12 protein-coding genes, 1 tRNA gene and 6 pseudogenes are annotated in these 24,278 nt (G+C 41.5%); 7 read left to right on the top strand and 12 right to left on the bottom strand.

The window, feature by feature from the left end:
* Positions 1-40: 40 nt before the first annotated feature.
* The 4 genes from rimM to B0184_RS10720 form a co-directional block, all read right to left on the bottom strand.
* On the bottom strand, positions 41-568 hold the full coding sequence (gene rimM, locus B0184_RS03695) for a ribosome maturation factor RimM (protein WP_005708635.1): 528 nt from the start codon (positions 566-568) through the stop codon (positions 41-43).
* A gap of 43 nt (positions 569-611) precedes the next feature.
* A complete protein-coding gene (gene rpsP, locus B0184_RS03690; RefSeq protein ID WP_005708666.1) occupies positions 612-860 on the bottom strand; it encodes a 30S ribosomal protein S16 in 249 nt (82 codons plus the stop codon).
* 138 nt (positions 861-998) lie between these two features.
* On the bottom strand, positions 999-1,220 hold the full coding sequence (locus tag B0184_RS10815) for a macro domain-containing protein (RefSeq protein WP_332835002.1): 222 nt from the start codon (positions 1,218-1,220) through the stop codon (positions 999-1,001).
* Positions 1,165-1,338 carry a macro domain-containing protein gene (locus tag B0184_RS10720; protein ID WP_232609931.1) on the bottom strand — a complete coding sequence of 58 codons (174 nt, stop codon included), beginning with the start codon at positions 1,336-1,338 and terminating at the stop codon, positions 1,165-1,167. Before B0184_RS10720 ends, B0184_RS10815 begins: the two co-directional genes overlap by 56 nt.
* Before the next feature lie 326 nt (positions 1,339-1,664).
* On the opposite strand from B0184_RS10720, the pseudogene B0184_RS10715 reads away from it, so the two are divergent.
* A pseudogene (locus B0184_RS10715) lies at positions 1,665-1,979 on the top strand (transposase); the annotation flags it as partial.
* A gap of 55 nt (positions 1,980-2,034) precedes the next feature.
* On the opposite strand, the gene copM reads toward B0184_RS10715, so the two are convergent.
* Complete coding sequence (gene copM, locus B0184_RS03675; protein WP_005708668.1) at positions 2,035-2,406, bottom strand: CopM family metallochaperone; 372 nt, start codon at positions 2,404-2,406, stop codon at positions 2,035-2,037.
* A 145-nt stretch (positions 2,407-2,551) separates the two neighbouring features.
* On the opposite strand from copM, the pseudogene B0184_RS10845 reads away from it, so the two are divergent.
* A pseudogene (locus B0184_RS10845) lies at positions 2,552-2,697 on the top strand (IS3 family transposase); the annotation flags it as partial.
* 126 nt (positions 2,698-2,823) lie between these two features.
* Here B0184_RS10845 and B0184_RS03665 read toward each other — a convergent pair.
* A pseudogene (locus tag B0184_RS03665) lies at positions 2,824-3,518 on the bottom strand (NAD(P)H-binding protein).
* On the opposite strand from B0184_RS03665, the pseudogene B0184_RS03660 reads away from it, so the two are divergent.
* Positions 3,470-3,634: pseudogene (locus B0184_RS03660) on the top strand (winged helix-turn-helix transcriptional regulator); the annotation flags it as partial. The pseudogenes B0184_RS03665 and B0184_RS03660 sit on opposite strands and share 49 nt — an antisense overlap.
* 51 nt (positions 3,635-3,685) lie before the next feature.
* Here B0184_RS03660 and B0184_RS03655 read toward each other — a convergent pair.
* From B0184_RS03655 to selA, 3 genes and pseudogenes are all read right to left on the bottom strand, one after another.
* Positions 3,686-5,344, bottom strand: a complete 1,659-nt coding sequence (locus tag B0184_RS03655; protein WP_005708643.1) for a phospho-sugar mutase — start codon at positions 5,342-5,344, stop codon at positions 3,686-3,688.
* Between the two features lie 196 nt (positions 5,345-5,540).
* Positions 5,541-7,196 (bottom strand): annotated as a pseudogene (locus B0184_RS03650) (bifunctional metallophosphatase/5'-nucleotidase).
* 116 nt (positions 7,197-7,312) lie between these two features.
* Entirely contained in the window at positions 7,313-8,743 is a 1,431-nt protein-coding gene (gene selA, locus B0184_RS03645; protein WP_005708648.1) for an L-seryl-tRNA(Sec) selenium transferase, read from the bottom strand.
* A gap of 70 nt (positions 8,744-8,813) precedes the next feature.
* Between selA and B0184_RS03640 the strand changes: the two genes are divergently transcribed.
* From B0184_RS03640 to B0184_RS03630, 3 genes are all read left to right on the top strand, one after another.
* Positions 8,814-8,908, top strand: a tRNA-Sec gene (locus B0184_RS03640).
* 30 nt (positions 8,909-8,938) lie between these two features.
* The gene (mioC, locus tag B0184_RS03635; RefSeq protein WP_005708661.1) at positions 8,939-9,382 is read left to right on the top strand and encodes an FMN-binding protein MioC; all 444 of its coding nucleotides are present in this window, start codon (positions 8,939-8,941) and stop codon (positions 9,380-9,382) included.
* Positions 9,383-9,478: 96 nt separating this feature from the next.
* The gene (locus B0184_RS03630; protein ID WP_005708658.1) at positions 9,479-10,711 is read left to right on the top strand and encodes a winged helix-turn-helix domain-containing protein; all 1,233 of its coding nucleotides are present in this window, start codon (positions 9,479-9,481) and stop codon (positions 10,709-10,711) included.
* 189 nt (positions 10,712-10,900) lie between these two features.
* Here the strand turns inward: B0184_RS03630 and B0184_RS03625 are convergent, their stop codons facing one another.
* From B0184_RS03625 to B0184_RS03615, 3 genes and pseudogenes are all read right to left on the bottom strand, one after another.
* Entirely contained in the window at positions 10,901-13,675 is a 2,775-nt protein-coding gene (locus B0184_RS03625; protein ID WP_078177609.1) for a YadA family autotransporter adhesin, read from the bottom strand.
* Positions 13,672-21,726: an ESPR-type extended signal peptide-containing protein gene (locus tag B0184_RS03620; protein ID WP_078177608.1), complete on the bottom strand. Its 8,055-nt coding sequence runs from the start codon at positions 21,724-21,726 to the stop codon at positions 13,672-13,674. Before B0184_RS03620 ends, B0184_RS03625 begins: the two co-directional genes overlap by 4 nt.
* Positions 21,727-21,815: 89 nt before the next feature.
* A pseudogene (locus B0184_RS03615) lies at positions 21,816-22,465 on the bottom strand (IS1595 family transposase).
* 454 nt (positions 22,466-22,919) lie between these two features.
* Between B0184_RS03615 and rimO the strand changes: the two are divergent.
* Positions 22,920-24,251: a 30S ribosomal protein S12 methylthiotransferase RimO gene (gene rimO / locus B0184_RS03610; protein WP_039851109.1), complete on the top strand. Its 1,332-nt coding sequence runs from the start codon at positions 22,920-22,922 to the stop codon at positions 24,249-24,251.
* The last annotated feature ends 27 nt before the right edge of the window (positions 24,252-24,278 follow it).

The raw sequence follows: 24,278 nt of genomic DNA, 5'->3' as shown, positions 1-24,278 counted from the left end.
TGCTTATCTAAAAGCCAAAGCTCACACCGCATACCTGAGGTTAGAAACCAGCGTCCCAGTCCACCGTAATTGTTTTGGTGGCGAGATCTACTCTTTTAACTACTTGTTCGTATAAGAACGGAATTAATCGTTCTTGTTTGCCGAAAGCATCTTTGCTATTTGCTTTAACCACTAGCACATCATTTGAACCTGTTTCCATTAACTCAGTTACCACGCCCATAGTGTAGCCTTCGAGGTTTACTACTGAACAGCCGATTAAATCGTGCCAGTAATAATCGCCTTCTTCCAGTTCTGGAAACACACTTAAATCTACGCCAATTTCAGCGTTAGTTAATAATTGTGCGGCTTCACGGTCGTCTGTACCTTTTAATTTCACAATCAAATCATTGCTGTGATAACGCCAGCTTTCTAGCTCGATAGGTTGCCATTGACCTTTAATTTTTAAGAACCATGGCTGATAATCGAAAATACTTTCTGCTTCTTCGGTGGAAGAATAGAGACGTAACCAGCCACGGATACCATAGGTTGACCCTAATTTTCCGACAACTTCAATTTTTTGTTCGCTCATATTCGTCACCTTTTGCAAAATTTTTTAAAAATTTAACCGCTTATTAAGCTGCTTTGCGAGCTTCTTTTACTAAAGATTCTACACGATCTGAAAGTGCAGCACCTTTAGCAACCCAAGCATCAACTTTAGCCACATCTAAACGTAAACGTTCAGCTTGACCTGCTGCTAATGGGTTGAAGAAACCGATACGCTCGATGAAACGACCGTCACGAGGTGAACGGCTGTCCGCTACCACGATTTGATAGAATGGGCGTTTTTTAGCTCCGCCACGAGTTAAACGAATGGTTACCATAACCTTCCTCTAAATTGTTGATAGTAAAAAATAAACCCTCGTTCGAGGTGAGGGTGCGAAACTTATCTCTATTTTCATAGAAAATAAGCGGTAGAATTTTACCGCTTTTTTGCAAAAATGCAAGGAAAAAGGACAATGCTATATAGATGTGCTAGATTCCTTTTGTTGAAGTAACTTTTGGTAAATTATTAAATCAATCTCTTTAAATACATTAAAAATTACGCTCATTTCAGGGTTTTTAGCCAAGAAATCTTGTACGGTTTGAACAGCTATTTCTGCTGCTTGTTGATTTGGAAACCGAAACTCACCAGTGATGATGCAGCAAAATGCGACCAATTTTAAACCGCTTTTTTTTAGCAAATTCTAAACATGAACGATAACAATCAGCCAGTAAAGAACAGTCATTTTCGATGACGCTTTTATTAATAATTAACCCAACTGTATGTAGTACAAATTTAGATGGTAAATTAAACGCCAGCGTGATTTTTGCTTTGCCGTAGCTTCTAATTCGTCTTGTGCATTCATTAATTCAAAACATGATCTGCACCCCAAAAGTTGGACTAAATAACCAACTAACTAAGGTGCAGATTTTTTATGACCAAATACAATTTTCTTTTCAAACAACAAATCATCGAATTTTATCTTCAAAATGGTAAAAATCGTTCACTTACCCACAGGCATTTTCAACTTACCGAAACAACATCAGAATGTTGGGTTAACCAATTTAATCATAGTAGAATCAATAGGTTAGCAGCGCTGGATAAGAAGTGAAATTACTCACATGAATTTAAACTTAACATGATACAAGCTGTCACAAGGCTTGAAGGCACAAAACCCATTTTGCATTCTAACCAAGGATGGCAGTATCAAATGGTCGGTTATCAGGCGATTTTACGAGAGAATGGCATTCAACAGAGTATGTCAAGGAAGGAAAATTGTTTAGATAATAGTTCGATGGAAAGCTTCTTTGGACGATTAAAAACGGAATGTTATTACGGTAAATGATTTGAGACGTTCTAACAACTGGAAAAAACGATTCATGAGTACATTCATTATTACAACCATGAGCGCATTCAAGGGAAACTAAAAGGACTGAGCTCTGTGAATTACAGAACTTAGTCCTTGAACTAAATCAGTCTAACTTTTTGGGTCAGATTATTTTACGGAGCTTTTTTTATTTTTTATTATGCACTTTAAGCCATTTTTGCATTTGTTCAATTTCTGCTTGTTGTGCGTTAATAATATTCTCAGCAAGCTTACGCATCTCAGGATCTTTTCCGTATTTTAATTCAACTTCCGCCATTTTTACTGCACCAATATGGTGTGGTAACATACCTGCTGCAAAAGCAACATCAGGATCTTTATATTGCGAGGCTGCCATCATGTCTTGGTGCATTTGATTCATACCTTGAATTAATTCTTGTTGCATTGCAGAATCTGTCGACATCGGCATATTCATGTGTGCTTGATGCGGTTGTTCATTAGCTTGGGCACAAATTGAAACTGCAGCAGCGCTAAGTGTGATAAAAGTCATAAGTTTTTTCATGTTTTTCTCCTATGTGATAACTAAATGAGCACAAATCATAAACCTTGACCTAAGGTTAAAGTCAATACTTATTCCGAAAATTTTTGGTGAGATGCTAAAATAAGACAATATTTGATATGAAGGACAGAATCATGAAGCAAAAGTACGATTAAAAACGGAATATTGTTACGGTAAACTATTTGAGACGTTCAAACAACCCGAAAAACAATCCTCGAGTACATTCATTATTACAACCATGAGCGTATTCAGGGGAAACTAAAAGGACTCAGCCCTGTGAATTACAGAACTTAGTCCTTGAACTAAATCAGTCTAACTTTTTTGGGGGCAGATCATTCTCCTTATTTTTATTACTCCCCGAATAAACAAACGCCATTTAAAAGTGCGATAATAACCGCACCTTGTTTTAGTCAAATGTTATTAGTGGGATAAAGCTTGTTTAACTGCCACATCTAATCCTGCTGTTGGACGGCCAAGCAATTTCTCAAGGGTTTTGTCTTCTGAGAATAATACACCGTTTGATGCATCTATATCCCATTGTGCAATTAAGTCTGCAAAGCCTTCATCTAATCCTGCTTGTACAAGTGCTGCGGCATAATCTGCTGCAGGAATATCCACATAAGGGATATCTTTACCTGTTTGTTTGCTGATTTCTGCAGCAAGGTCGGCTAATGTCCAGCTGGTTGATCCGGCAAGCTCGTAAGTTTGGTTTTCATGCCCTTCACTTAATGCAACGTTTACCGTTGCTTCAGCAAGTTCTGAACGGAGTACAGACGAAATTTTGCCGTTTTTTGCTGAACCATAGAAAGCTTTGTTGGCTAATGCCACTGAAACTGATTCAGTATAGTTTTCAGTGTACCAGCCATTGCGTAAAATAGTGTAAGTAATGCCCGAAGCTTTTAATGTGGCTTCAGTTTCAACGTGCTCACCGGCAAGAGATTTCACTGTGTTGCCGTTGGTTGCACCGAGTAAGCTGGTGTATAGATAATATGTTTCACACCTGCTTTTTTCGCACTCTCAATCACGTTATTGTGCTGTGAGAAACGCTGACCGATTTCGTTGCTTGATGGAGACCGATGGCATGTTAATTCGTAAATCCTATAATACCGTGCCACCGCAAGTGGATTACACATTAACAGAATTTGGGGCAGAGGCATCTAATAAGATGTTTGAGTTAGTGGATTGGTTGGAAACAAATTTAGGGAAAATTTTAGAAAGCAAAAGTGCTTAAATACAAAAACACCGCTTTTACAAGCGGTGTTTTTTCTTACTTATTTTGCAATTAGCAATCTTGTTTGCCATATTGTTCCTGACGCAGAAGAATGCGTACGCTTTCGTCAAACTGTGCTAACACTTCATCTGCGTTTTTCGGATCAGTACCACGCGCATCTAAGTAGAACTTAATTTTCGGCTCTGTACCTGATGGACGTGCGATTAAACGGCTACCATTTTCTAATACGAATACTAAAATATCGCTTTGGCGGTCAGTTTTAGTATGATCTAAGAATGTCGCCACTTTGAAACTCCCCACTTCTGCTGGCGGATTATTACGTAATGCACTCATCAATTTACCAATTTCAGATAAATCGCTTACACGAATAGAAATTTGACCGCTTACATAAGCTCCAAACTCTTTTGTGAAGTCTGCTGCGTAGTCTGTAAGTGTTTTACCTTCTTTTTTGAGGCTACGTACTAAATCTAAGAATACGATTGCTGCTGAAATACCGTCTTTATCGCGTACTTTATCTGGATCTACTAAGTAACCTAATGCTTCTTCGAAACCGAATAATAAACCGTTTACTTTACCGATATATTTGAAGCCAGTTAAAGTTTCTTCTGAGTCAAAACCATATTTCTTCGCAATTTCCGCTAAGGCTGGTGAAGAAACCAATGAACATGCCAACACGCCTTTTTTGCCTTGTGCATGATATTGTTTTGCTAAATACCAACCTAAGTAACAACCAATCACGTTACCGTGAAGAGGTTTCCAGTTACCTTCTGCATCTGGCAATGCCACCGCTAAACGGTCTGCATCTGGGTCGTTTGCGATAATAAATTCAGCGTTATGTTTTTTTGCCACTTCAATCGCTAAGTCTAATGCCCCTTTCTCTTCTGGATTCGGGAAGTTTACGGTTGGGAATGTGCCATCTGGCCATACTTGTTCAGCTACCACGTGCGGTTGCGGTAAGCCTGCTTTGGCAAGGGTTTTGCTTAACACTTCATAGCCCACGCCATGCATTGCAGTGTAAACGTAGTTGATATCGCACGCTGGCTCTTTCGCAAGGCTTGCGGTTTTTGCAATATAAGCATCTACAATTTCATCGCTTAACACGGTGAAATTTTGGCTACGTGGTAAACCTGCAATGTTACCTGCTGCTACTTTGTCGATAAGTGCCGCAATCTCTTTATCCGCAGGTGAAACGATTTGACCACCGCCGTTTGCTTTACCTAAGTAAACTTTATAGCCATTATCCTCAGGTGGATTGTGGCTTGCCGTTACCATTACGCCCGCAGTGGTATCGAAGTATTGGATTGCATAGGCTAACACTGGGGTTGGTAATTTGCGTGGTAATAAATACGCTTTAATGCCTGCACCCGCCATAATTTCTGCGGTATCGCGTGCGAACACATCCGAATTTTTACGACCATCGTAACCAATTACAATAGATGGCTCTTTATCGTAGCCTTTTAAGTATTCCGCTAAACCGCCCGCAGCTTGTGCTACTAACACACGGTTCATCCCCATTGAGCCTGCTTGCAAACGACCACGCAAGCCTGCTGTCCCAAATTGTAAGCGACCGTTAAAACGGTTTGCTAATTCTGCTTGTGCATCCGCTTTTCCTGCTTTTGCCTCCGCAATTAGTTGCTCTAACTCCGCACGAGTTTCTTGATCTGGATCTTGATTTAACCAGTTTTGAGCTGTAGTGAAAAGTGTCTCCATAACAAATCCTCTGTAATTTGATTGTGAATAAATACCTCAGATAGATTAGCCGAAAAGCGGTCGGATTTACACGATTTTTTGCAAAATTCTATTGGTTTTTTGATAAAGATAAAAGAATGGAAAAACGAAAACGATTGGGAAGAAAAAACAGCCCCAAAGGGGCTGTTATAGTTAACTGAGAAGTAGCGTTTAGGAATTATAAACCCACAATCTTCCAGCGATTTTGTGAAACACCTTCCACTTTACCTTTTTTCACGTTAGAGATGTAGTCGATCATCATATTTTGGATCGTGCCTTTCTCTTGACCCATTGCCACTTTAGATTCCCAAAGGGTAGGGATTTGCTGACCTTCCCAAATACCGCCTTTTTTGGTCATTTGACCGAAGCGATAAGAGTTCATACCAAGTTTGATTTTCATATCATCAGTTACAGGAGTACCATCGGCAAGTTTCAGATCGACGATTTTTTCACCGCTTGGTTTGCGTAAGTCGATGTTGTAGCTCACGCCCCCGAAAATATCAAACGTCACATATTTCGATTTTTTACGCTCTGCATTGTAACGGTATTCTGTATCACCTGGTTGAATGGTGTCGAAGTAGTTAGCAGACCAGTTCATGTACTCTTTAAGCTGTTTGCCTGTAACTTCATAAACGGTCACATCGCCACCTGCATAGCGGTAGTTAAAGATGATGTCTTTTTTCTTGATGTCGCCTTTATCCATACGTGCTTTTTCGTGGTCGAAAGCGAAAGAAACCACATCAGCGTTGCTGTAATGGCGTTCAACATCAGTAATCAATGAAGATAAACCTGTATCTTGTAAGAAACTCACGGAAACGCCATGTTTGCGTTCTTGTGGCACCATATCGGTTGCACTTTGACCAATAGTCACGTTGTTCAAGCGACGTAGTTCTTCGTGGTATGGTTTGTAGATTTCCACGATTTCAGGATCCGCTTCGTAATCTTTCACAGGCACGGTTTTTGCCATTTTTGAAAGTAATTTCACTTTACCATCTTTATCCACATCGAAGGTTAAATCTACTTCAGAAACCACCGTGCCGTAGCGGTGCGGTTCAGTAACCATGGTGTCTTTGATAGTTTCAGAAGAAACGTTTTTGTGCATATGCCCTGCAATGATCACATCGATGCCTTCCACGTTATTAACTAAATCTGCCACGCCTGTGTCTGGAATGTTGTTTTCGTTTTCAATCCCCATATGGGCAAGCACCACAATTGCATCCACGCCTTTTTCTTTTAAGGCTTTGATTTGTGCTTTTGCTTCCTCGCTTGGCGAGCTAAATTTCATATTTTTAAGATGACCTGTGTCTTCTTCAAATTTTGCCGACATTGGAGTAGTTAAGCCGATAATCCCTAATTTCACGCCATCTTTTTCGATGATCGTAGTCGGCTCGATATAGCGTTTGCCGTCTTTATGATAGAAGTTTGCCGTTAATTGCTTCGCTTTCATATCTTTTAAGATTTCATCTAAAGCGGTCATACCGAAGTTAAATTCGTGGTTGCCGAGAATAAAAATGTCGTAATTCATTGCATTCAACACTTTCGGCACAGGATTATCTTTGTAGTATTTTTTCGGTTTTAGCGAACACTTCCACTTGGTTATCTTGGATTGCATCACCAATGTCCACCAAAATTAAATCTGGGTGCGATTTACGCGCTTCTTTCACATAAGTTGTTGGGCGTAAGAGCCAGATTTGTCTTCAATATCGGCTCCATAAGACCACGGCACAATTCGACCATGTACGTCAGAGGTACCTAAAAATTTCACGTTTACTTCTTTTGCCACGGCAACTGAAACTGCAGAAAGTGCAAAAAGGGTTGTCAGTAGTTTTTTCATAAAAATCCTTTTGAGGGGTTGGTGGTGAATATCACAATAAAAAAATCCCCCTCTTTAGAAAAGAGGGGTTAGGGGAGATTTGATAACGATGTTCAATTCTCAGATGAACTCCGTTTTCATTTCTGCCAAATCTCCCCCTGCCCCTCTTTGCTAAAGAGGGGAGTATTAAAAGACAGCATCTCAATCAACGCCTCAAACTGCGTGACAGATCGCAAATCCAACCAAAATTTTTTATCGGCAAAACGCCCGATAATCGGGGTTGGTAATTGTTTAAACTGTTGCTCTAATGCTAATAAATCGCTCTGTTTTTCACTCTCGATTGTAACAGCAACAGAGGGAAGTTTTTCCGTTGGCAAAGCCCCACTGCCAACCTGGGCAAGGCTTGGCTCAACTTGTAAAATATAGCGTGAATTTAACCGCTTACCTAATACTTCTTTGAGCTTTTCTGCTCGGATTTTCAGCAAATCAACCGATTGCGTGAGTAAATTCAAAGTCGGTAAAGTTTCAGGCAATTTTTCAGGTAAAAGATATTGGCGAAGGGTCGCCTCCAAGGCAGATAAAATCACTTTATCGCAACGTAACACTCGCTTGAGCGGATGGGCTTGTAGCTCATCAATCCATTCTTTTTTGCCCACAATAATGCCTGCTTGTGGCCCACCTAACAGTTTATCGCCCGAGAAAGACACCAAATCCACGCCTGCCGCGACTTTTTGTTGCACCATCGGTTCGGCAGGTAAACCAAGCAATGCCATATCGGTCAGTGAGCCACTGCCCAAATCGCTAATCACAGGCAAGCCAAACTCTTTGCCAAGTGCGACTAATTCTTCCTCTGGCACGGAACTGGTAAAGCCCTCAATGTGGTAATTGCTGGTGTGCACCTTCATCAAAAAGGCGGTATTTTCATTGATCGCATTACGATAATCTTTAAGGTGTGTGCGGTTGGTCGTGCCCACTTCTACCAACTTGCAGCCCGCTTGCAACATAATATCAGGAATGCGAAATGCCCCACCAATTTCGACCAATTCCCCCCTTGAGACAATCACCTCTTTATCTTTAGCGAAAGTTGCCAACATCAACAATACCGCCGCTGCATTGTTATTCACCACGCAAGCCGCTTCTGCACCTGTGATCTTGGAAACCAGCTCAGAGATATAGAGATCACGATGAGACCGTCTACCCTCATCAATATCAAACTCCAATGCCACATTATTTTGCATCGCACAGGTTGCCGCTTGAATTGCCGCTTCTGACCATAATCCACGTCCTAAATTCGTATGCAACACCGTGCCCGTTAAGTTAAACACAGGGCGAAGTTGAACTGATCGCAATTGGGAAAGGGAATGGGAAAGTTGCGCAAAAAGCGTGGTTTCATTGGTCAGAAAATTGGGCAAGGTGTGATGATGTTGGACGTGATGGCGAGCCTGTTCAATTAACAGACGCAGCTGCTCGACCACAGCTTGATGTCCAAATTGTTGAATAAAATCGACCGCTTGTGGTTGCTTTAAAAGCTTATCGACCGATGGAAGTTGACGAAATAACTGTTGCATAAAGAAAAATCCAAAATCTAAACGTTGGATAATTCTAATAAATAAAGTAGAATATGGCTACTTTTAAAACGGAAGGTCGTCATCTCCGGTGAGGTGGCAGGACTTCAAATCCTGTTGAGGACGCCAGCGTTCTCGGGTGGGTTCGACTCCCATGACCTTCCGCCAACTTCATTTCTACATTCTTTTCTATATATTATGACCCAATCCATTTGCATTATCACAGGCAGCACCTTAGGTGGTGCAGAATATGTTGCCGATCATCTTGAAAGTTGCTTAACCACCAAAGGTTTTGAGGTTGAACTGTTTAACAACGCTGAGCTTTCCGATATTCAATCACAAAAAACCTTAATTGTGGTTACCTCTACCCACGGTGCAGGTGAACTGCCAGACAACATCCGCCCTTTGTTTGAAGCACTCGAAAATCAACCGCTTGATCTTAGCCAAATGAAATTTGGTGTGGTGGGTTTAGGCAGTTCTGACTACGACACCTTCTGCCACGCGGTAGATATTGTCGAAAATGCCTTAAAAGCCAAAGGGGCAGCTCAGGTGTGCGATTCTGAGCGTATTGATACCGTGACTAATTTTGAACACGATGAAACGGCGGAACGTTGGCTAGAAGGATTTTTAGAGAAACGGTAAGCGGTAAATTTTTGCAAGAATTTGATAAATAAGGAAAACACTGAATAAAATAAATTATAGTAATATCTTCTCAAATAACCAGGAAGGAAATACCCAATGACGATGTTACCTAGTGTACAGGCAATGATGATCGCAGTGCTAGATATTTATGCCGATAACAAGCTTCACAAACGCTCAGATCTAATGAATTTAGTTGCCGAATATTTTCAACTTACTGAAGAACAAAAAAAAATAATTAAAAAAGATGGAAAAGATCCTACTTATAAAAGTCGATGCTCTTGGATTCTTACCTATTTTTCCAGTGATAAATATATTCCAGATGAAAAAGCAAAGTTATTAGAACGTGTTGAAGCAGGTGTTTATCGAATTACCAGTACCGGGCTGAAATGTTATCAAAATAAAGAACTTTTTGAACGTTGGTATCTTAAATATATGGAGAAGAATTTAAGCAAATGGGATAAAAGTGCATTAGATACCAAACGAATTTTACCATCTACGCCTGAAATACTCAAAAGCACTATACAATTTTTGGATAAAGCACAAGGATTTGGATATTTAATTTATAATGAGAAAAGATATTCTATTCAAAAATCACATACTGATGAAGAAATTTGGCATCAACTGGAAATTGGTAAAAAAATTCAATTTAAAGAGTTTATTAGCTCAAAAGGAAATCTATGCGCTACTGAAATTAGTTTACCACAAACGATTGAAAAGCCCCCTCTATTACCTATTGAAGCAGAAAATACCAAGCCCATCCATTTAAACGAATTAGTTAATAATCACGGGAAATTTTATCAACAATGGAGAAAAAATGTTTTAGAAAACATTGTTAATACAATTCCTACTATTAATGCGACTACTGCACCAGATGATTTTGAAGATCTTGTATTTACTATATTGAAATTACTAGGCATTAATGAAATATATCAATTCCCTCGTTCTAATCAAGCGGGAAAACCAGATGGTATATTTAGAATAGGTAATTTAATTGTTTTATATGACTGTACATTAAGAAAAGATTTCCAGTCACATAAAGATTGGCAAATTGATAATTTTACCAACAGATTAAAAGATTCTAAAATTTCAATCACTTATCGAAAAGAAATTGATGGCTTAACAGATAACAAAAAGAAAACGTTTCAACTAACTAACTTAACTAAACACGCTTGGATTATTACTCGTGGAAAAACAGAAGAAATTGATAGTGTTGATGATGTCTGTGTGAAAGAAATTTGCTTAGAAAGTTTATTGCAATTATTAGAATCTCGTTTAATGAAAAACTACTTTAACGAAGAAAGCCTTGTTAAAGCATTAACAGATATCTAATCTATACAAATAGTTTAATTTCAGAATATTTGATTAGGATCCAATTTAGCTTTAAGTGTAAATATTCTATTACAATACGTGCATTTATAACGTAGATTACTTGTGACATAAAATAAAACCCCCAATCCTTTCGGAGAGGGGGTTTTTCATTTTGAGATATAGGTGGGCGTTAACCCACCATCACTTTAATTACCATTGATAACCTACACCTACAGAGCCACCAACATCGCCACGGGTATTCGCATTACCTTGAAGTTTCAAGATAAGTTTACCGTTATCTGATGCTCTTGAGTAACCTACCGCCAATGCAGATTGACCTTTGTAAGTACCCGCAGATGCCGCCACCATTGATTTACCTGGAATGTAAACTTGTGGTAAGCCTGCTGCTGCGTTCGCACCTGCGATACCAGCACGTAAGTTTTTATTGTTACGGTTGATCTTATTATTTAAGTCACCTAAACGGTTACCTACGCCTTGAGCCACTGAGTACAACTGACTACCGTTAATCGCATCCGTTGAAGTTGCAGAAATTTCACCTGCCGCTACGTTTTGAACACGACGCTCATTACCTGCTGCACCAACAGAAACTACGCCATCAGCGGTTGCACCTTCAAAGCCACCATAAACCATATTGCCTACGATAGCTTGTTTCACAGTACCTTTCGAGCCTGCTGTTGTGCTTGTACCTTTAGTGCCATCTTGTTTGATGTTGTTTAAAGTACCTGTTGCAGAACCATCACCCGCTGTTGCAGTTGATTTTTTACCTAAAATAACGGAGTTTTCAACTGTCTGAGTAACTTCATTACCAAGTACGAAGGTATCATTCGTCGCCACGGTATTATTGTTACCCACAGAATAGCTTCTTTGGCCGCTTACTGTGCTTGGGTCACCAAATGCACCAGAATTATTACCTGTCACACGGTTACCTGTACCAATACTGATTGAATCATTACCCGTTACAACAGAATTAAAGCCAATTGCTACAGAATTTGTACCTTCAGCACTTGATTTAGAACCAATCGCTGTTGCAAATTTACCTGATGCACTTGAGTCAAATGAGTTTTTATCTTCGACTTTAAGACGCTCTACGCCATCGTTTGAGTGGAAGAATTTAATACCTTGCTCATTCATATTGTAAATTGCTTCAACAACAGAGTTAGTAATAATCTCTTTTTGACCTTTAACATTATAGGTCTTCAAGATTGGAGTACCGTTCTCATCAACAATGACATTCTTATACTCTTTACCATCAACTGTAATGTTCTTCACATTTGGTACGTTACCACGACTTAATGCATAAATTTGTGCACCATTTACGGCATCTGAACTTTCTGGAGAAATATCACCCGCAGCAACACCTGTAATCTTAGTTGGTGCTTTACCATCTGGACCACTTACATTGATGTTACCACCATTATTTGTGATCTTAGGACCTGTATCACCACCAAACTGTACGCTGTTGAATTGAACATCGTCTTTGGTTTTATAGGTATATGCCACATTGCCATCTTTATCAACAGTTTGTGCCACTTCCATATTTTTACCAGATTCAAAGTTCACAGCCTTACCTGGATTGATTAGCGTATCTTTCGCACCACCAGTTGCAGTGGTAGAGTTTGTTCTCCAGCCTGAATTGTTGATAGCTTCAGCAACATTTTGTGCAGTTGCCACTTGGTTACCTGCATTGGTAATTGCCAAGTTAGCAGCATCCACTGCAGCTTGTGCAGCATCTTTTTCTGCTTGAGTTGCATCTGGTTTTAATGCTTTCTGAGCATCTTGTGCTTTCATTAATGCATCGTTTAATGCTGCCGTTACTGGACCTGTTACCGCCCCAGTATTATTACCTGCCGCATCTTTCGTTGCTTCCACTTTACCAGCGTCAACATCAAATTTCACATAAGTATCAGTCACTTTCTTGCCGAACTCATCAACATGCTCAACAGTTGCGACTGCAGCTTTTGTGCCTTTACCATCTGCAAAACGAACATTGTCATTTGGATTGACTTTCTCAAGTTTAGTCGCAGACAATGCTTTATCCGCATCGTTAAACGCTTTATCCGCATCTGCTGTATTCGCTAAACCAACATTCCAACCAGACTCTTGGATTGCTGTTGCCACGGTATTACCTGTTACGACTTTATTACCCTCATTCGTAATAGTCGCACCATCCACATCAATTGGTTTATTATTTGCTGTCGGTTTACCTTTTTCATCTACTTCGTAGCCTACTGGTTTACCATTTTTATCTACTTCATAGTAGTTATCACCAATCTTAATTGCAGGAATATCTTTACCATCTTTAGTAATCGTTACCTTATCAGTCACTTTACCATCAGCAATTGCAACGGTAATTTCGCGAGTAACAGTACCATCTTTTTGAGTAACATCTTTACCTGTTACAGAGATACCTTTATCACCTTTGAATTCCACTTTGTTCGCGTTTTTCACGGTATTGGTGTAGTTGTTATCTTTTGCAGATACCACCCAACCCATATTCGCTAAATCACGAACGGTTGCTGCAGAATTTAATGTCTCTTCGCTTAAAGGTTTATCACCTTTTTTCGGGTTAGTGCCTAAGTCGACTAGTTTATCTGTTCCCGGTTGAGCTGGCTTGATATTACCATCAGTATCACGTTGATCACCTGTTGAAGTATTAACATCTGCAGTATTCAACACAGAGCCCACACCTTTCAACTGCGTTGGTTTATTGCCTGCTGCAATATTCAACGCCGTTGTCGGATGGTTACCCTCTGCGTTGTTATTCGCCGGGCTTGCCTTCTCAGTTTTTAATGTTACTGGCGCTACTGGACTTACTTTCGCCGCATCAACTTTGTTACCTTTAGCATCTACGAAAGAATCCCCTTGCTTAGTTACCGGGTTACCTTTGTCATCCACATAAGTATTGGCATCACCACCTACTTTAACTGTGTTGAACTCTACATCGTCTTTCGTTGCATAGGTCACTTTACCGTTCNNTCAACTTTAGATGTTTTCAACGTAAAGCCTGATGCGTTAATCATATCCGCAACGTTTTGGGCAGTCGCCACTTTGTTCAACGGAGCTGCCGCATCTTGAGCATCTTTCAATGCTTTTTGCGCTTCTGCTTTCTTATCTTCAGTCGCATCCGCAGGCAAATCTTTCACAGCCTGTTCAGCTTTCTTCAGATCATCTGCAAGTTTCTTCGCGTTCTCTGCTGTCGTTGGACCATTTACCGAACCATTTGTATTGCTGGTAATTTCACCCGCATCCACATCAAACTTCACGGTGCTGCTGGCCGCATCGTCTGCAGTTTCCACTACAGCGACGGTACCTTTGCCGTTGATGAAGTTCACAGTATCGTACGGTTTCACAAAATCACGAGCTTCGCCGTTATTTTGCAGGTTCCAACCCGCATTCAACACGTCAGAAACCGTTGCCGCATTGTTACCGGCGTTATTGACGATATCTGCAGCTTCTTTAGCTGTAATCGGCGCAGACTTGTTGTCTTTACCGGCTTTAGGCGTTGTGCTGTTCGGGTCAAATGCCTGTTTGGTTGTATCGTTCACCGTCGGCAAGTTGCTACCGATGTTTGCAAAGTGCATAGGGTTGTTTGCAGTGTTGTTGTCGCCATTGTTCATGGAGGCAATCACGTCACCGTTCGGTACTTCTGGTGCGCCATCTTTCGGTTTGCCGTTTACAACATCACCGGCTTTATAGAATTTATCGCCGACTTTAACCAGCTTGTCACCGGCTTTATTGGTATAAACCACCGGAGTTTGTGCCGCTTCAACGGTTTTTTGTGCATCCACGTTCACGGTAATGGTGCGGATACCGTCTTTATCGGTTTCACCCGTAACGGTAGCCAAACCTGTGCCTTTGAAGTCCACTTGGTTAGCGTTCTTCACAACATCGGTATAGCCGTTGCCGTCTTTGGTTGATACAACCCAACCCATATTTTGTAGATCGCCTACTGTCGCAGCCGCATTTTTGTTTACAGGTGCTTCATCTGTACCGACTAAATCCACTAAGTTTGGACGTTTAGCTTCCGCTGTTGGTGTCCCATTTGGATTCGTATCCACTGGTTTCACATTCAACGTTGAACCCACGCCTGTTAATTGCGTTGGTTTCGCGTTGTCGCCTTCACCAGATGTAAAGTTCAATGCTGTTGTTGGTTGATCAGCACCATTATTTGTTGCAGGTTTAGCCGCTTCAGTCTTCATATTAACTGGCGCTTTACCATCTTTAGCATCGCCTAATTTAACTGTGTTGAACTCTACATCATCTTTCGTTGCGTAGGTCACTTTACCGTTCGCTTCTTGTTTCACAGTTAAGTTTTTACCTGCAATCATTTCAACTGCTTTGCCCGGGTTGATTACTTCATCACCAGTAGATGTAGCGTCTTTTTCTCCGCCTTCAACTTTAGATGTTTTCAACGTAAAGCCTGATGCGTTAATCATATCCGCAACATTTTGAGCATTAGCAACTTTATTGCCGCCAGCTTTATTCACTGCATCTTCTGCAGCTTCTAATGCTTTTTTCGCTTCCTCATCATCAGGATTTTCATCAACTTTTGCTTGAGCTGCATCTAATGCATCTAACAACTCTTGAGGAACCGGACCTTTTACCGAACCATCACTTTCTGGCGTTATTTCTGCCATATCAACATTGAACGTTACGTCACTTGTTGAAGCAGCATCATTTGTTTTAACAACAGCCACAGTTCCTATTCCATTAACAAAGTTTACCGTGTCATACGGTTTCACAAAGTCGCGAGCTTCGCCGTTGTTTTGCAGGTTCCAACCCGCATTCAACACGTCGGAAACGGTTGCTGCATTGTTACCGGCTTTATTGACGATATCGGCAGCTTCTTTAGCTGTAATCGGCGCAGACTTGTTGTCTTTACCGGCTTTAGGCGTTGTGCTGTTCGGGTCAAATGCCTGTTTGGTTGTATCGTTCACCGTCGGCAAGTTGCTACCGATGTTTGCCAAGTGCATAGGGTTGTTTGCAGTGTTGTTGTCGCCATTGTTCATGGAGGCAATCACGTCACCGTTCGGTACTTCTGGTGCGCCATCTTTCGGTTTGCCGTTTACAACATCACCGGCTTTATAGAATTTATCGCCGACTTTAACCAGCTTGTCACCGGCTTTATTGGTATAAACCACCGGAGTTTGTGCCGCTTCAACAGTTTTTTGTGCATCCACGTTCACAGTAATGGTGCGGATACCGTCTTTATCGGTTTCACCCGTAACGGTAGCCAGACCTGTGCCTTTGAAGTCCACTTGGTTGGCATTCTTCACAACATCGGTATAGCCGTTGCCGTCTTTGGTTGATACCACCCAACCCATGTTTTGTAAGTCACCTACCGTAGCTGCAGCGTTTTTATTCACCGGTGCAGCGTCTGTACCTACCAAATTAACCAAAGATACATTCGGTTTGTTGGTATTGTCTTTACCTTGTGGTGCAGTAGCGATATCTTGAGTATTCAAGGTTGAACCCACGCCTGTTAATTGCGTTGGTTTCGCTTTGTCGCCTTCACCAGATGTAAAGTTCAATGCTGTTGTTGGTTGATCAGCACCGTTATTTGTTGCAGGTTTAGCCGCTTCAGTCTTCATATTAACTGGCGCTTTACCATCTTTAGCATCGCCTAATTTAACTGTGTTGAACTCAACTTCGTCTTTCGTTGCATAGGTAATCGAACCATCTTTCTCATGTTTCACAGACATATTTTTGCCTGCTTTCATAGTAATGGTATCACCTGGGTTGATCGTCTCACCGTTTGCCAAATCAGCCGCAGTTAAGTTGTCTCCATCAGTTTTATCCGCTTTCAGCGTAAAGCCGGATGCGTTAATCATATCCGCAACGTTTTGGGCAGTTGCCACTTGGTTATTTGCTGCATCAACTTTAGATTGAGCATCTTTCAATGCTTTTTGCTTAGCTTCATCATCAGGATTTGCTTCAGCTTCTTTCTTAGCTGCCTCTAACGCATCTTTCAATTCTTGAGTTGTAGGACCAACAACTTTACCCGTAGCTTTACCGTCTTTGGTTTCAGCAGTAATTTCACCCGCATCCACATCAAACTTCACGGTGCTGGTCAGGTTGTCGGCTGTTTCAACAACTGCTTTTGTGCCTTTACCATTCACAAAGTTTACGGTGTCAAAAGGTTTCACAAAATCAACCGCACTTCCGTTGCCTTGCAGGTTCCAACCCGCATTCAACACGTCAGAAACCGTTGCGGCATTGTTACCGGCAAATTTATTGCTATTCGGATCCAACAAATCAGCTGCTTCAGCTGCCGTCATCGGTGCAGACTTGTTGGTTTTGTCAGCTTTTGGTGCTGTGCTGTTTGGGTCAAATGCCTGTTTGGTTGTATCGTTCACCGTCGGTAGGTTGCTGCCGATGTTTGCCAAATGCATAGGGTTGTTTGCAGTGTTGTTACCACCATTGTTCATGGAGGCAATTACGTCACCGTTCGGTACTTCTGGTGCGCCATCTTTCGGTTTACCGTTTACGACATCACCGGCTTTATAGAATTTATCGCCAACTTTAACTAGCTTGTCACCATCCTTATTGGTGTAAACCACCGGAGTTTGTGCTGCTTCAACGGTAATGGTGCGAACACCATCGGTGCCAGTTTTACCTGTCACTGTAATGCCATTTTTACCCACAAAGTCTACTTGGTTAGCGTTCTTCACAACATCTTTATAGTCGTTACCGTCTTTGGTTGACACAACCCAACCCATGTTCGCCAAATCGCCTACGGTTGCCGCTGAGTTCAAAATCTCATTCGCTAACGGTGAACCATCTTCGTTAGTAGTTAAATTCACTAAGTTTTGGTTGCCCGCTGTTGCCGGAGTATCCCCTTGTTTACCAGTTGATGTCGGTTGTGCTTTTGTATTCAACACAGAACCCACACCTTTCAACTGTGTCGGTTTGCCGTCTGAAGAAGAAACATTCAACGCCGTTGTCGGTGTTTTGTCCGTTCCGTTGTTGTTTGCAGGTTTGGCAGCTTCGGTCGTGAAGTTAACCGGTGCTTTACCGTTTTGGGTATCACCCACTTTCACAGAAGTGAACTCAACTTCGTCTTTTGTCGAATAGGTCACTTTACCGTTCGCTTCTTGTTTCACGGTTAAGTTTTTACCTGCAATCATTTCAACGGATTTGCCCGGGTTGATGACTTCACCGTCGCCAGATTCTTTCTTACCGTCGGCAGTTGCGGAAGTTTTCAGCGTAAAGCCGGATGCGTTAATCATATCCGCAACATTTTTAGCCGTAGCAACGCCTTTGTTATCTACTGCGTTATTTAATGCGGTTTCAGCAGCTTTTACTTTATTCTCAGCCGCTTCTTTTTGCTCAGGTGTCGCTTCTTTAGGCAATGCAGCCAACTCGTCTTTTGCAGCTTTTAATGCCTCTTGGAGTTTAGGATCAGTTGACGGCGCAATAACAGAGCCGTCTTTGCTTGAAACAAGCTCGGCAGTTTTTGTTTCCGGCACTTCTACATCAACGGTAATAGTGCGAATACCTGTCGTAGGATCGGTTTTACCCGATACTTTTGCTGCGTTTTTGCCGACGAATTTCACTTCGTTAGCGTTTTTCACCACATCTTTATATTCGCCTGTTGTTGCATCGGTAGTTTTATCAGATGAAACTACCCAACCCATGTTTGCTAAATCACGCACAGTTGCCGCAGCATTTAGTACGTTATTGTCTAATGCTGTTTGACCGTGAGCTGTACCTAAATTAACCAATTTTGGTTGTTGGGCGGCATCTGTCGCCGTACCGGCAGGAGTTGTCGGCACTGAGTCTGTATTCAATACGGAACCCACACCCGTAATCTGGGTCGGCTTGCCGTCTGAAGACACGTTCAATGCTGTTGTTGGCTGTTCCGGATTATTATTTGCAGTAATCACATCACCATTTTTCAGCTCAACCGGTTTTTTACCATTTGCGGTATCACCCACTTTTACAGTTGTAAACTCAACATTATCTTTTGTCGAGAATGTAAATTTACCGTCAGTTTGAGCAATCTTGATGTTTTTATCGGCTTCAAAGGTTACCGTATCGCCTGCCTTAACTGGCTGTACTGTCTTACCGATATTTTCGCCGTTTGCCGTTGCGGCAGAAGTTGCATTCCAAGCAGCCGCTTTAATGGCATCTACCACGTTGCCTACGGTAGCGATTTTGTCTTTATCGGCATCGGCTACGGTTGGTACAGATGAAGCAGTGATGTTGCCGGTATTAACTTTTAAACCCTTGTCATCGGTTGTAAGGGTGTTGTCGGCAGCTTTTACTTTAACGCCTTCATTTGTTACTTCTAAAGACTTATCTGCCGGTTTAACAGAGATAGTATTTCCTGTCGTATCTTTTTGTAGACCATTACCGGTATTGACACTGTATTTGATTGTGCTGATTTTGTTGTCTGTATTTTCAACAGATACAGTTGTGCCGTTGCCGTCAACAAAATTAACGGTGTCATAGGCGGTAACAAAATCTTTTGCCGTACCTTTTTCTTGCAAGTTCCAGCCGGCATTCAATACATCGCCTACGGTTGCAGCGTTGTTTTTGATGCCATCTACATTAGATGGTTTGTCTGCTTTAGTTGTCGGCACAGTTGTATTTGCTTTCGCACCGTCAAGATTGCCGGCTACATTGGTAATCGGATTACCGCCGTTGTCTAAACCGTTTTGGGTTAATGAAACTGGGCTCTTACCTACCGGAGTAATAGTTACACCTTCATTAGTCAGCTTGGTTGTCGGCGCATTTGGATCTGAGCCTTTAAACTCTGCGCTGGTCAGGTTGGTTAATACAGGGTTCAGGCTGTAGGCAAAATCGGCTTTTTTGACTTTCTGTTTAACTGTTTTAGTTTTATCAAAATCATCCTGAACATCAATTTCAGATACAGTTTCATTACGATCTAATTTCAAGTTGTTGCCGACTTGAAGTTGGATTTTGTCTTGCGAACGGATTGCAGTTTCATAATCTTTTTTCGCAGAATCTGTATTTGCTTTTTTAGATGTGAATTCGCCTGAAGATCCATCTACCACATTACCGCTTGTGTTAAAACCAGCTGCAATTTTTTTGGTGATAGAGTTTAACTGGGAGCCGTTGATAGCATCTGTAGAGTCTTCCGCCACGCGACCGGCTGCCACGTTTTTCAATTGACGTTCTGCACCGGAGCTACCGAAAGACACAACGTCGCCTTCAGCGGTATTGGTGCCGCCCGCCCATTTAAATGTGTAAGCAATCTTGTCTTTGTCGTTATCGGAAACAATATTACCGTCGCTGTCGTAGTTCACGCTTAATTGGCGAGTACCCACCAACGCGGTTGTGGAGCCTGTACCGATTGCTACCGCATTTTGTTTAGTCGCATGTGCGCCAACACCTAACGCCACAGAACCAATCGCATCTGCACGAGAACTTGCACCAATCGCTGTACCTAAATCACCTTTTGATAAAGCATGCACACCTAAAGATGTTGAAGCGTGGCCGTTTTTATTCTTGGCATCAGCAAAATTAATGGAATCCGTTTCCATGTCAAGGCCAGTCAACTCCTTATAAGCCTTAGCAATCGTACCACTTACCTCTTTTGTCTCCGAAAAACTATAATTGCGGGTAACATCCTTACCGTTAATTGTTTCAGTAACGTTTCTACTTGTTATTCCCCCTGTTGACTCTTGATATTTAATAGTCTGAGCAGATGCCGATTTAATATCCGCCCCACCAATCATAATGGAGGAATCACCTTGAGCATTAGTGCCCAAACCGATTGCCAACGCACCTTCTTTACCGGTTGCATTCGCTTTATAACCAATTGCCACATCGCCTTCTTTTGCCAAAGAAGCCGTACCTGCTGCTACTGCATACTTACCATCAGCAAAAGATCCCATACCGATGGCTACCGCCGCTTCGGCATTAGCTTGAACTTGTGAACCCGCACCAATTGCCGTTGCACCAAAGGCACCTTTACGCACCAAAGCATTCGTACCGATAGCCGTACCTAATGGCGTACCCGAGTGAGACTGCATCCCCAATACGACAGAGCCGTCTTGTGCATAAGTCGATTTATAGGCGGTATCCAATTTAGTGCCAACAAGATCGTTATAAGTTTCGCTAATAGTTCTAGACGATTCAGTCGCCGCTTGATCGTAGTCTGTGGTCTCAGTTACCTTGAAATTATCTTTTGTAGATTTAAAATATTTTTTATTTGCAATTTGTGTAATATCGTTACCACCCAATGCAATAGAAGCCATACCGGCAATAACCTGTCCACCAATTGCAATCGCTTGGTCACCGATGGCGCGTGCTTGACGGCCCAATGCCGTGCCTTCATTAATGTCCACGCTGTTATATTTGTAACTTTCTAAAGTACTGGTGGTTGTTCCGAAAGCTTTTGCTACTACAATATCGCTACTATCTGCATCGGTTTCTTCATTATTAGGGACAAATCCGTTGTTTTTATAATTACCGCTGAAACCACTACGTGCACCCGCACCGATGGCAGTCGCACCATTATTTGGCGTATTTCCCTTGTTGTAGCCGGTGGATGCCAGCGTACCTATCGCAATACCACCATAAGCTCCGCCAAGATTACCTCCAGTTCTGTTAGTTCCGGCAGTTGCACCATCACCAATGGCAATATTTCTTTCCCCTTTCATTGTACTTGCATTGTTACCTAATGCTATATCACGGGTCGTTACGGCATTTGCGCCTTTACCAATGGCAATGGTTTCATTAGCTTTTGCCTGAGAGCCTTGACCGATAGCAACGGCTTGGTTAGCCGTTGACTTAGTGCCTTGACCGATAGCTACCGCATCGGTGCCCGTTGCCTGAGCCGAACTTTGAGTAAAGGTGTCAGCATTTGTCTGACCAATCGCCACTGCTGCCTGTGCCGTATTAATGCTCAACAATACAGCGGCTGTTCCCACTACTGCTTTGAGTGAGTTGCTGCTGCTTTGTTTTTTATGCGCTTTGGTTAATTCGGATACCGCCACCCAAGATTGAGTTGCTTGGTTCCACACTACTCGGAAAATTTTATTCATATAAATCCTTTGAGAAGAAAAGAACTACTTTTCCATCGAAATGTTAAATTAGTTTGTTAAATATTAAATTTAGGGGCTGTACTAGATAACTAGACCAAACTCCCCTTAACTAATTGTTTTAAAATGGAAATTTGAGATTTTATTTCACTATTGTTAAAACGCCATTCACATTCCTTTAAATATAGCTCAAAATGCTCTTTGGGAATGCCATTAAACTTACGTAAATGGCGTTTTGCTTGATTCCAAAAATTCTCAATTCCGTTTATGTGGTTGTGATTTTCAACAAAATGCGTGCTGTGATTGATGCGAAAATGGCTAAATTCACTGACATCAAGCACATCATAACTACGAAAAGTATCCGTGTACACAATGCTATCAGGCTTAACTTTCTCTCGGATAATTGGTAATAATGTCGCTGATTGCGCATTAGGGACAACGACGGTATAAACCTTGCTATTTCGTTTGAGAAGCCCGAATACCGCGACTTTTCCCATGGCACCGCGCCCACGTTTGCCTTTTCGAGTACCGCCGAAATAGCTTTCATCGGCTTCAATTTCACCTTCAAACATTTCCAAATGTGGGCTTGTTTGATAGATGAGCAAGCGTAATCGATGAAAGTAATAAGCGGCTGTATTTTTGTTTACATTAACAATTCACTGGCTGTTCTTGCTGTGACACCTGCGACAAACAGTTCAATGAGTTTATTTTGTTTATGCTGACTTAAGCGACTTTTTCTCATTGGTTTATTCTAACCTAAATGGGATTTTTAGTCGTTATCTAGTACAGCCCCTAAATTTAAGTTATCCACAAGATAATCCAAAGAATTATGCCCCAAATTCACATCTATTCCAAATGAAATTTGATGGAAATCAAACAGCTCGCCAGGAATTTACACTTTCCATACAAAAGACAGCTATTTTACGAGCATTTACTACAAAACTTGACAAAGTTGACATTTTAAAATGGCAACATTTCACACTGGCAAAGTCGCATTTTTATACAAAACTAATAAAATAGCCACAAAAATTTGACAGATAATCCACAGCAAACGTTTGCACAGTTTTAAACAGAGAATTCAAACGAATTTGCAAAATTTTTATGAAATTTGACCGCTTGTTTTGTATAATATTTGCCTATTTCTTGCCACTGCTTTTGCAGTGGTCTTTTTTTAATTGATTAACCTATTATTTATGATGAACTCAACCCCAAATATTGGCTTTATTAGTCTTGGCTGCCCGAAAAACTTAGTGGACTCCGAGCGTATTTTGACTGAACTTCGTTCAGACGGTTATAACATTATTTCTAGCTATGAAGGTGCGGATTTAGTGATTGTAAACACCTGTGGTTTTATTGATAGTGCCGTGCAAGAATCACTTGAAAGCATTGGCGAAGCCTTAGAAGCAAACGGCAAAGTGATCGTCACAGGCTGTCTTGGTGCGAAAGAAAATCAGATCCGTGAAGTGCATCCGAAAGTGTTGGAAATTACAGGCCCACACAGCTATGAAGCGGTAATGAAACACGTGCACAAATATGTGCCGAAACCAGAATATAACCCCTACGTGAGTTTAGTGCCAAAACAAGGCGTAAAACTCACACCAAAGCATTACGCTTATCTGAAAATCTCCGAAGGTTGCGATCATCGTTGTACCTTCTGCATTATCCCTTCAATGCGTGGCGATTTAGACAGCCGTTCTATCGTGCAAGTTTTAGACGAAGCCAAACGCCTTGTCGATGCGGGTGTGAAAGAGATTTTAGTCGTTTCGCAAGATACTTCGGCTTATGCCTTAGACAAGAAAAAAGAAGAGGGCACAAAAACGGTTTTCTGGAACGGAATGCCGATTAAAAATGATTTAATGAGCCTGTGTGAACAACTTGGTTCATTAGGCGTTTGGGTGCGTTTGCACTACGTTTACCCTTATCCGCACGTGGATAATTTAATTCCGTTAATGGCACAGGGCAAAATTCTGCCGTATTTGGATATTCCACTCCAACACGCCAGCCCGAAAATCTTAAAAGCGATGAAACGCCCGGGCTCGATTGAACGCACGCTTGAACGCATCAAAAAATGGCGTGAAACCTGCCCAGAATTGACGCTTCGTTCAACCTTTATCGTCGGCTTCCCTAGTGAAACGGAAGAAGATTTCCAAATGTTGTTAGATTTCTTAAAAGAAGCACAGCTCGACCGTGTAGGCTGCTTTAAATTTAGCCCTGTGGAAGGCGCTCCTGCAACCGATATGGCAGACCAAGTGCCAGAAGAGGTAAAAGAAGAGCGTTTCCACCGCTTTATGCAGTTACAGCAAGAAATTTCAAGCGGTCGATTACAACAAAAAATTGGCAAAACCCTTGCAGTCATTGTCGATGAAATTGACGAAGAAGGCATTATCGGCCGCTCAATGGCTGACGCACCAGAAATTGATGGCGTAGTATATGTCGATAATCTTTCAAACCAACCTGTTCAAGTGGGGCAGATTATTTCTGTGACCATTACCAACGCAGATGAATACGATCTGTGGGGAACCTGTTAGTTTGTTTCTAAAGTAATAAAAAATCGA

The organism is Haemophilus paraphrohaemolyticus, assembly GCF_002015045.1.
GTDB classification, from domain to species: domain Bacteria; phylum Pseudomonadota; class Gammaproteobacteria; order Enterobacterales; family Pasteurellaceae; genus Haemophilus_A; species Haemophilus_A paraphrohaemolyticus.
This window is presented reverse-complemented; position numbering and strand designations above follow the sequence as displayed.

Excerpts from the sequence above, each read along its gene's own strand:
- rpsP (WP_005708666.1), bottom strand. The coding sequence starts at position 860 with ATGGTAACCATTCGTTTAACTCGTGGCGGAGCTAAAAAACGCCCATTC.
- mioC (WP_005708661.1), top strand. The coding sequence starts at position 8,939 with ATGACCCAATCCATTTGCATTATCACAGGCAGCACCTTAGGTGGTGCA.
- copM (WP_005708668.1), bottom strand. The coding sequence starts at position 2,406 with ATGAAAAAACTTATGACTTTTATCACACTTAGCGCTGCTGCAGTTTCA.
- B0184_RS03655 (WP_005708643.1), bottom strand. The coding sequence starts at position 5,344 with ATGGAGACACTTTTCACTACAGCTCAAAACTGGTTAAATCAAGATCCA.
- selA (WP_005708648.1), bottom strand. The coding sequence starts at position 8,743 with ATGCAACAGTTATTTCGTCAACTTCCATCGGTCGATAAGCTTTTAAAG.
- B0184_RS03630 (WP_005708658.1), top strand. The coding sequence starts at position 9,479 with ATGACGATGTTACCTAGTGTACAGGCAATGATGATCGCAGTGCTAGAT.
- rimM (WP_005708635.1), bottom strand. The coding sequence starts at position 568 with ATGAGCGAACAAAAAATTGAAGTTGTCGGAAAATTAGGGTCAACCTAT.
- rimO (WP_039851109.1), top strand. The coding sequence starts at position 22,920 with ATGAACTCAACCCCAAATATTGGCTTTATTAGTCTTGGCTGCCCGAAA.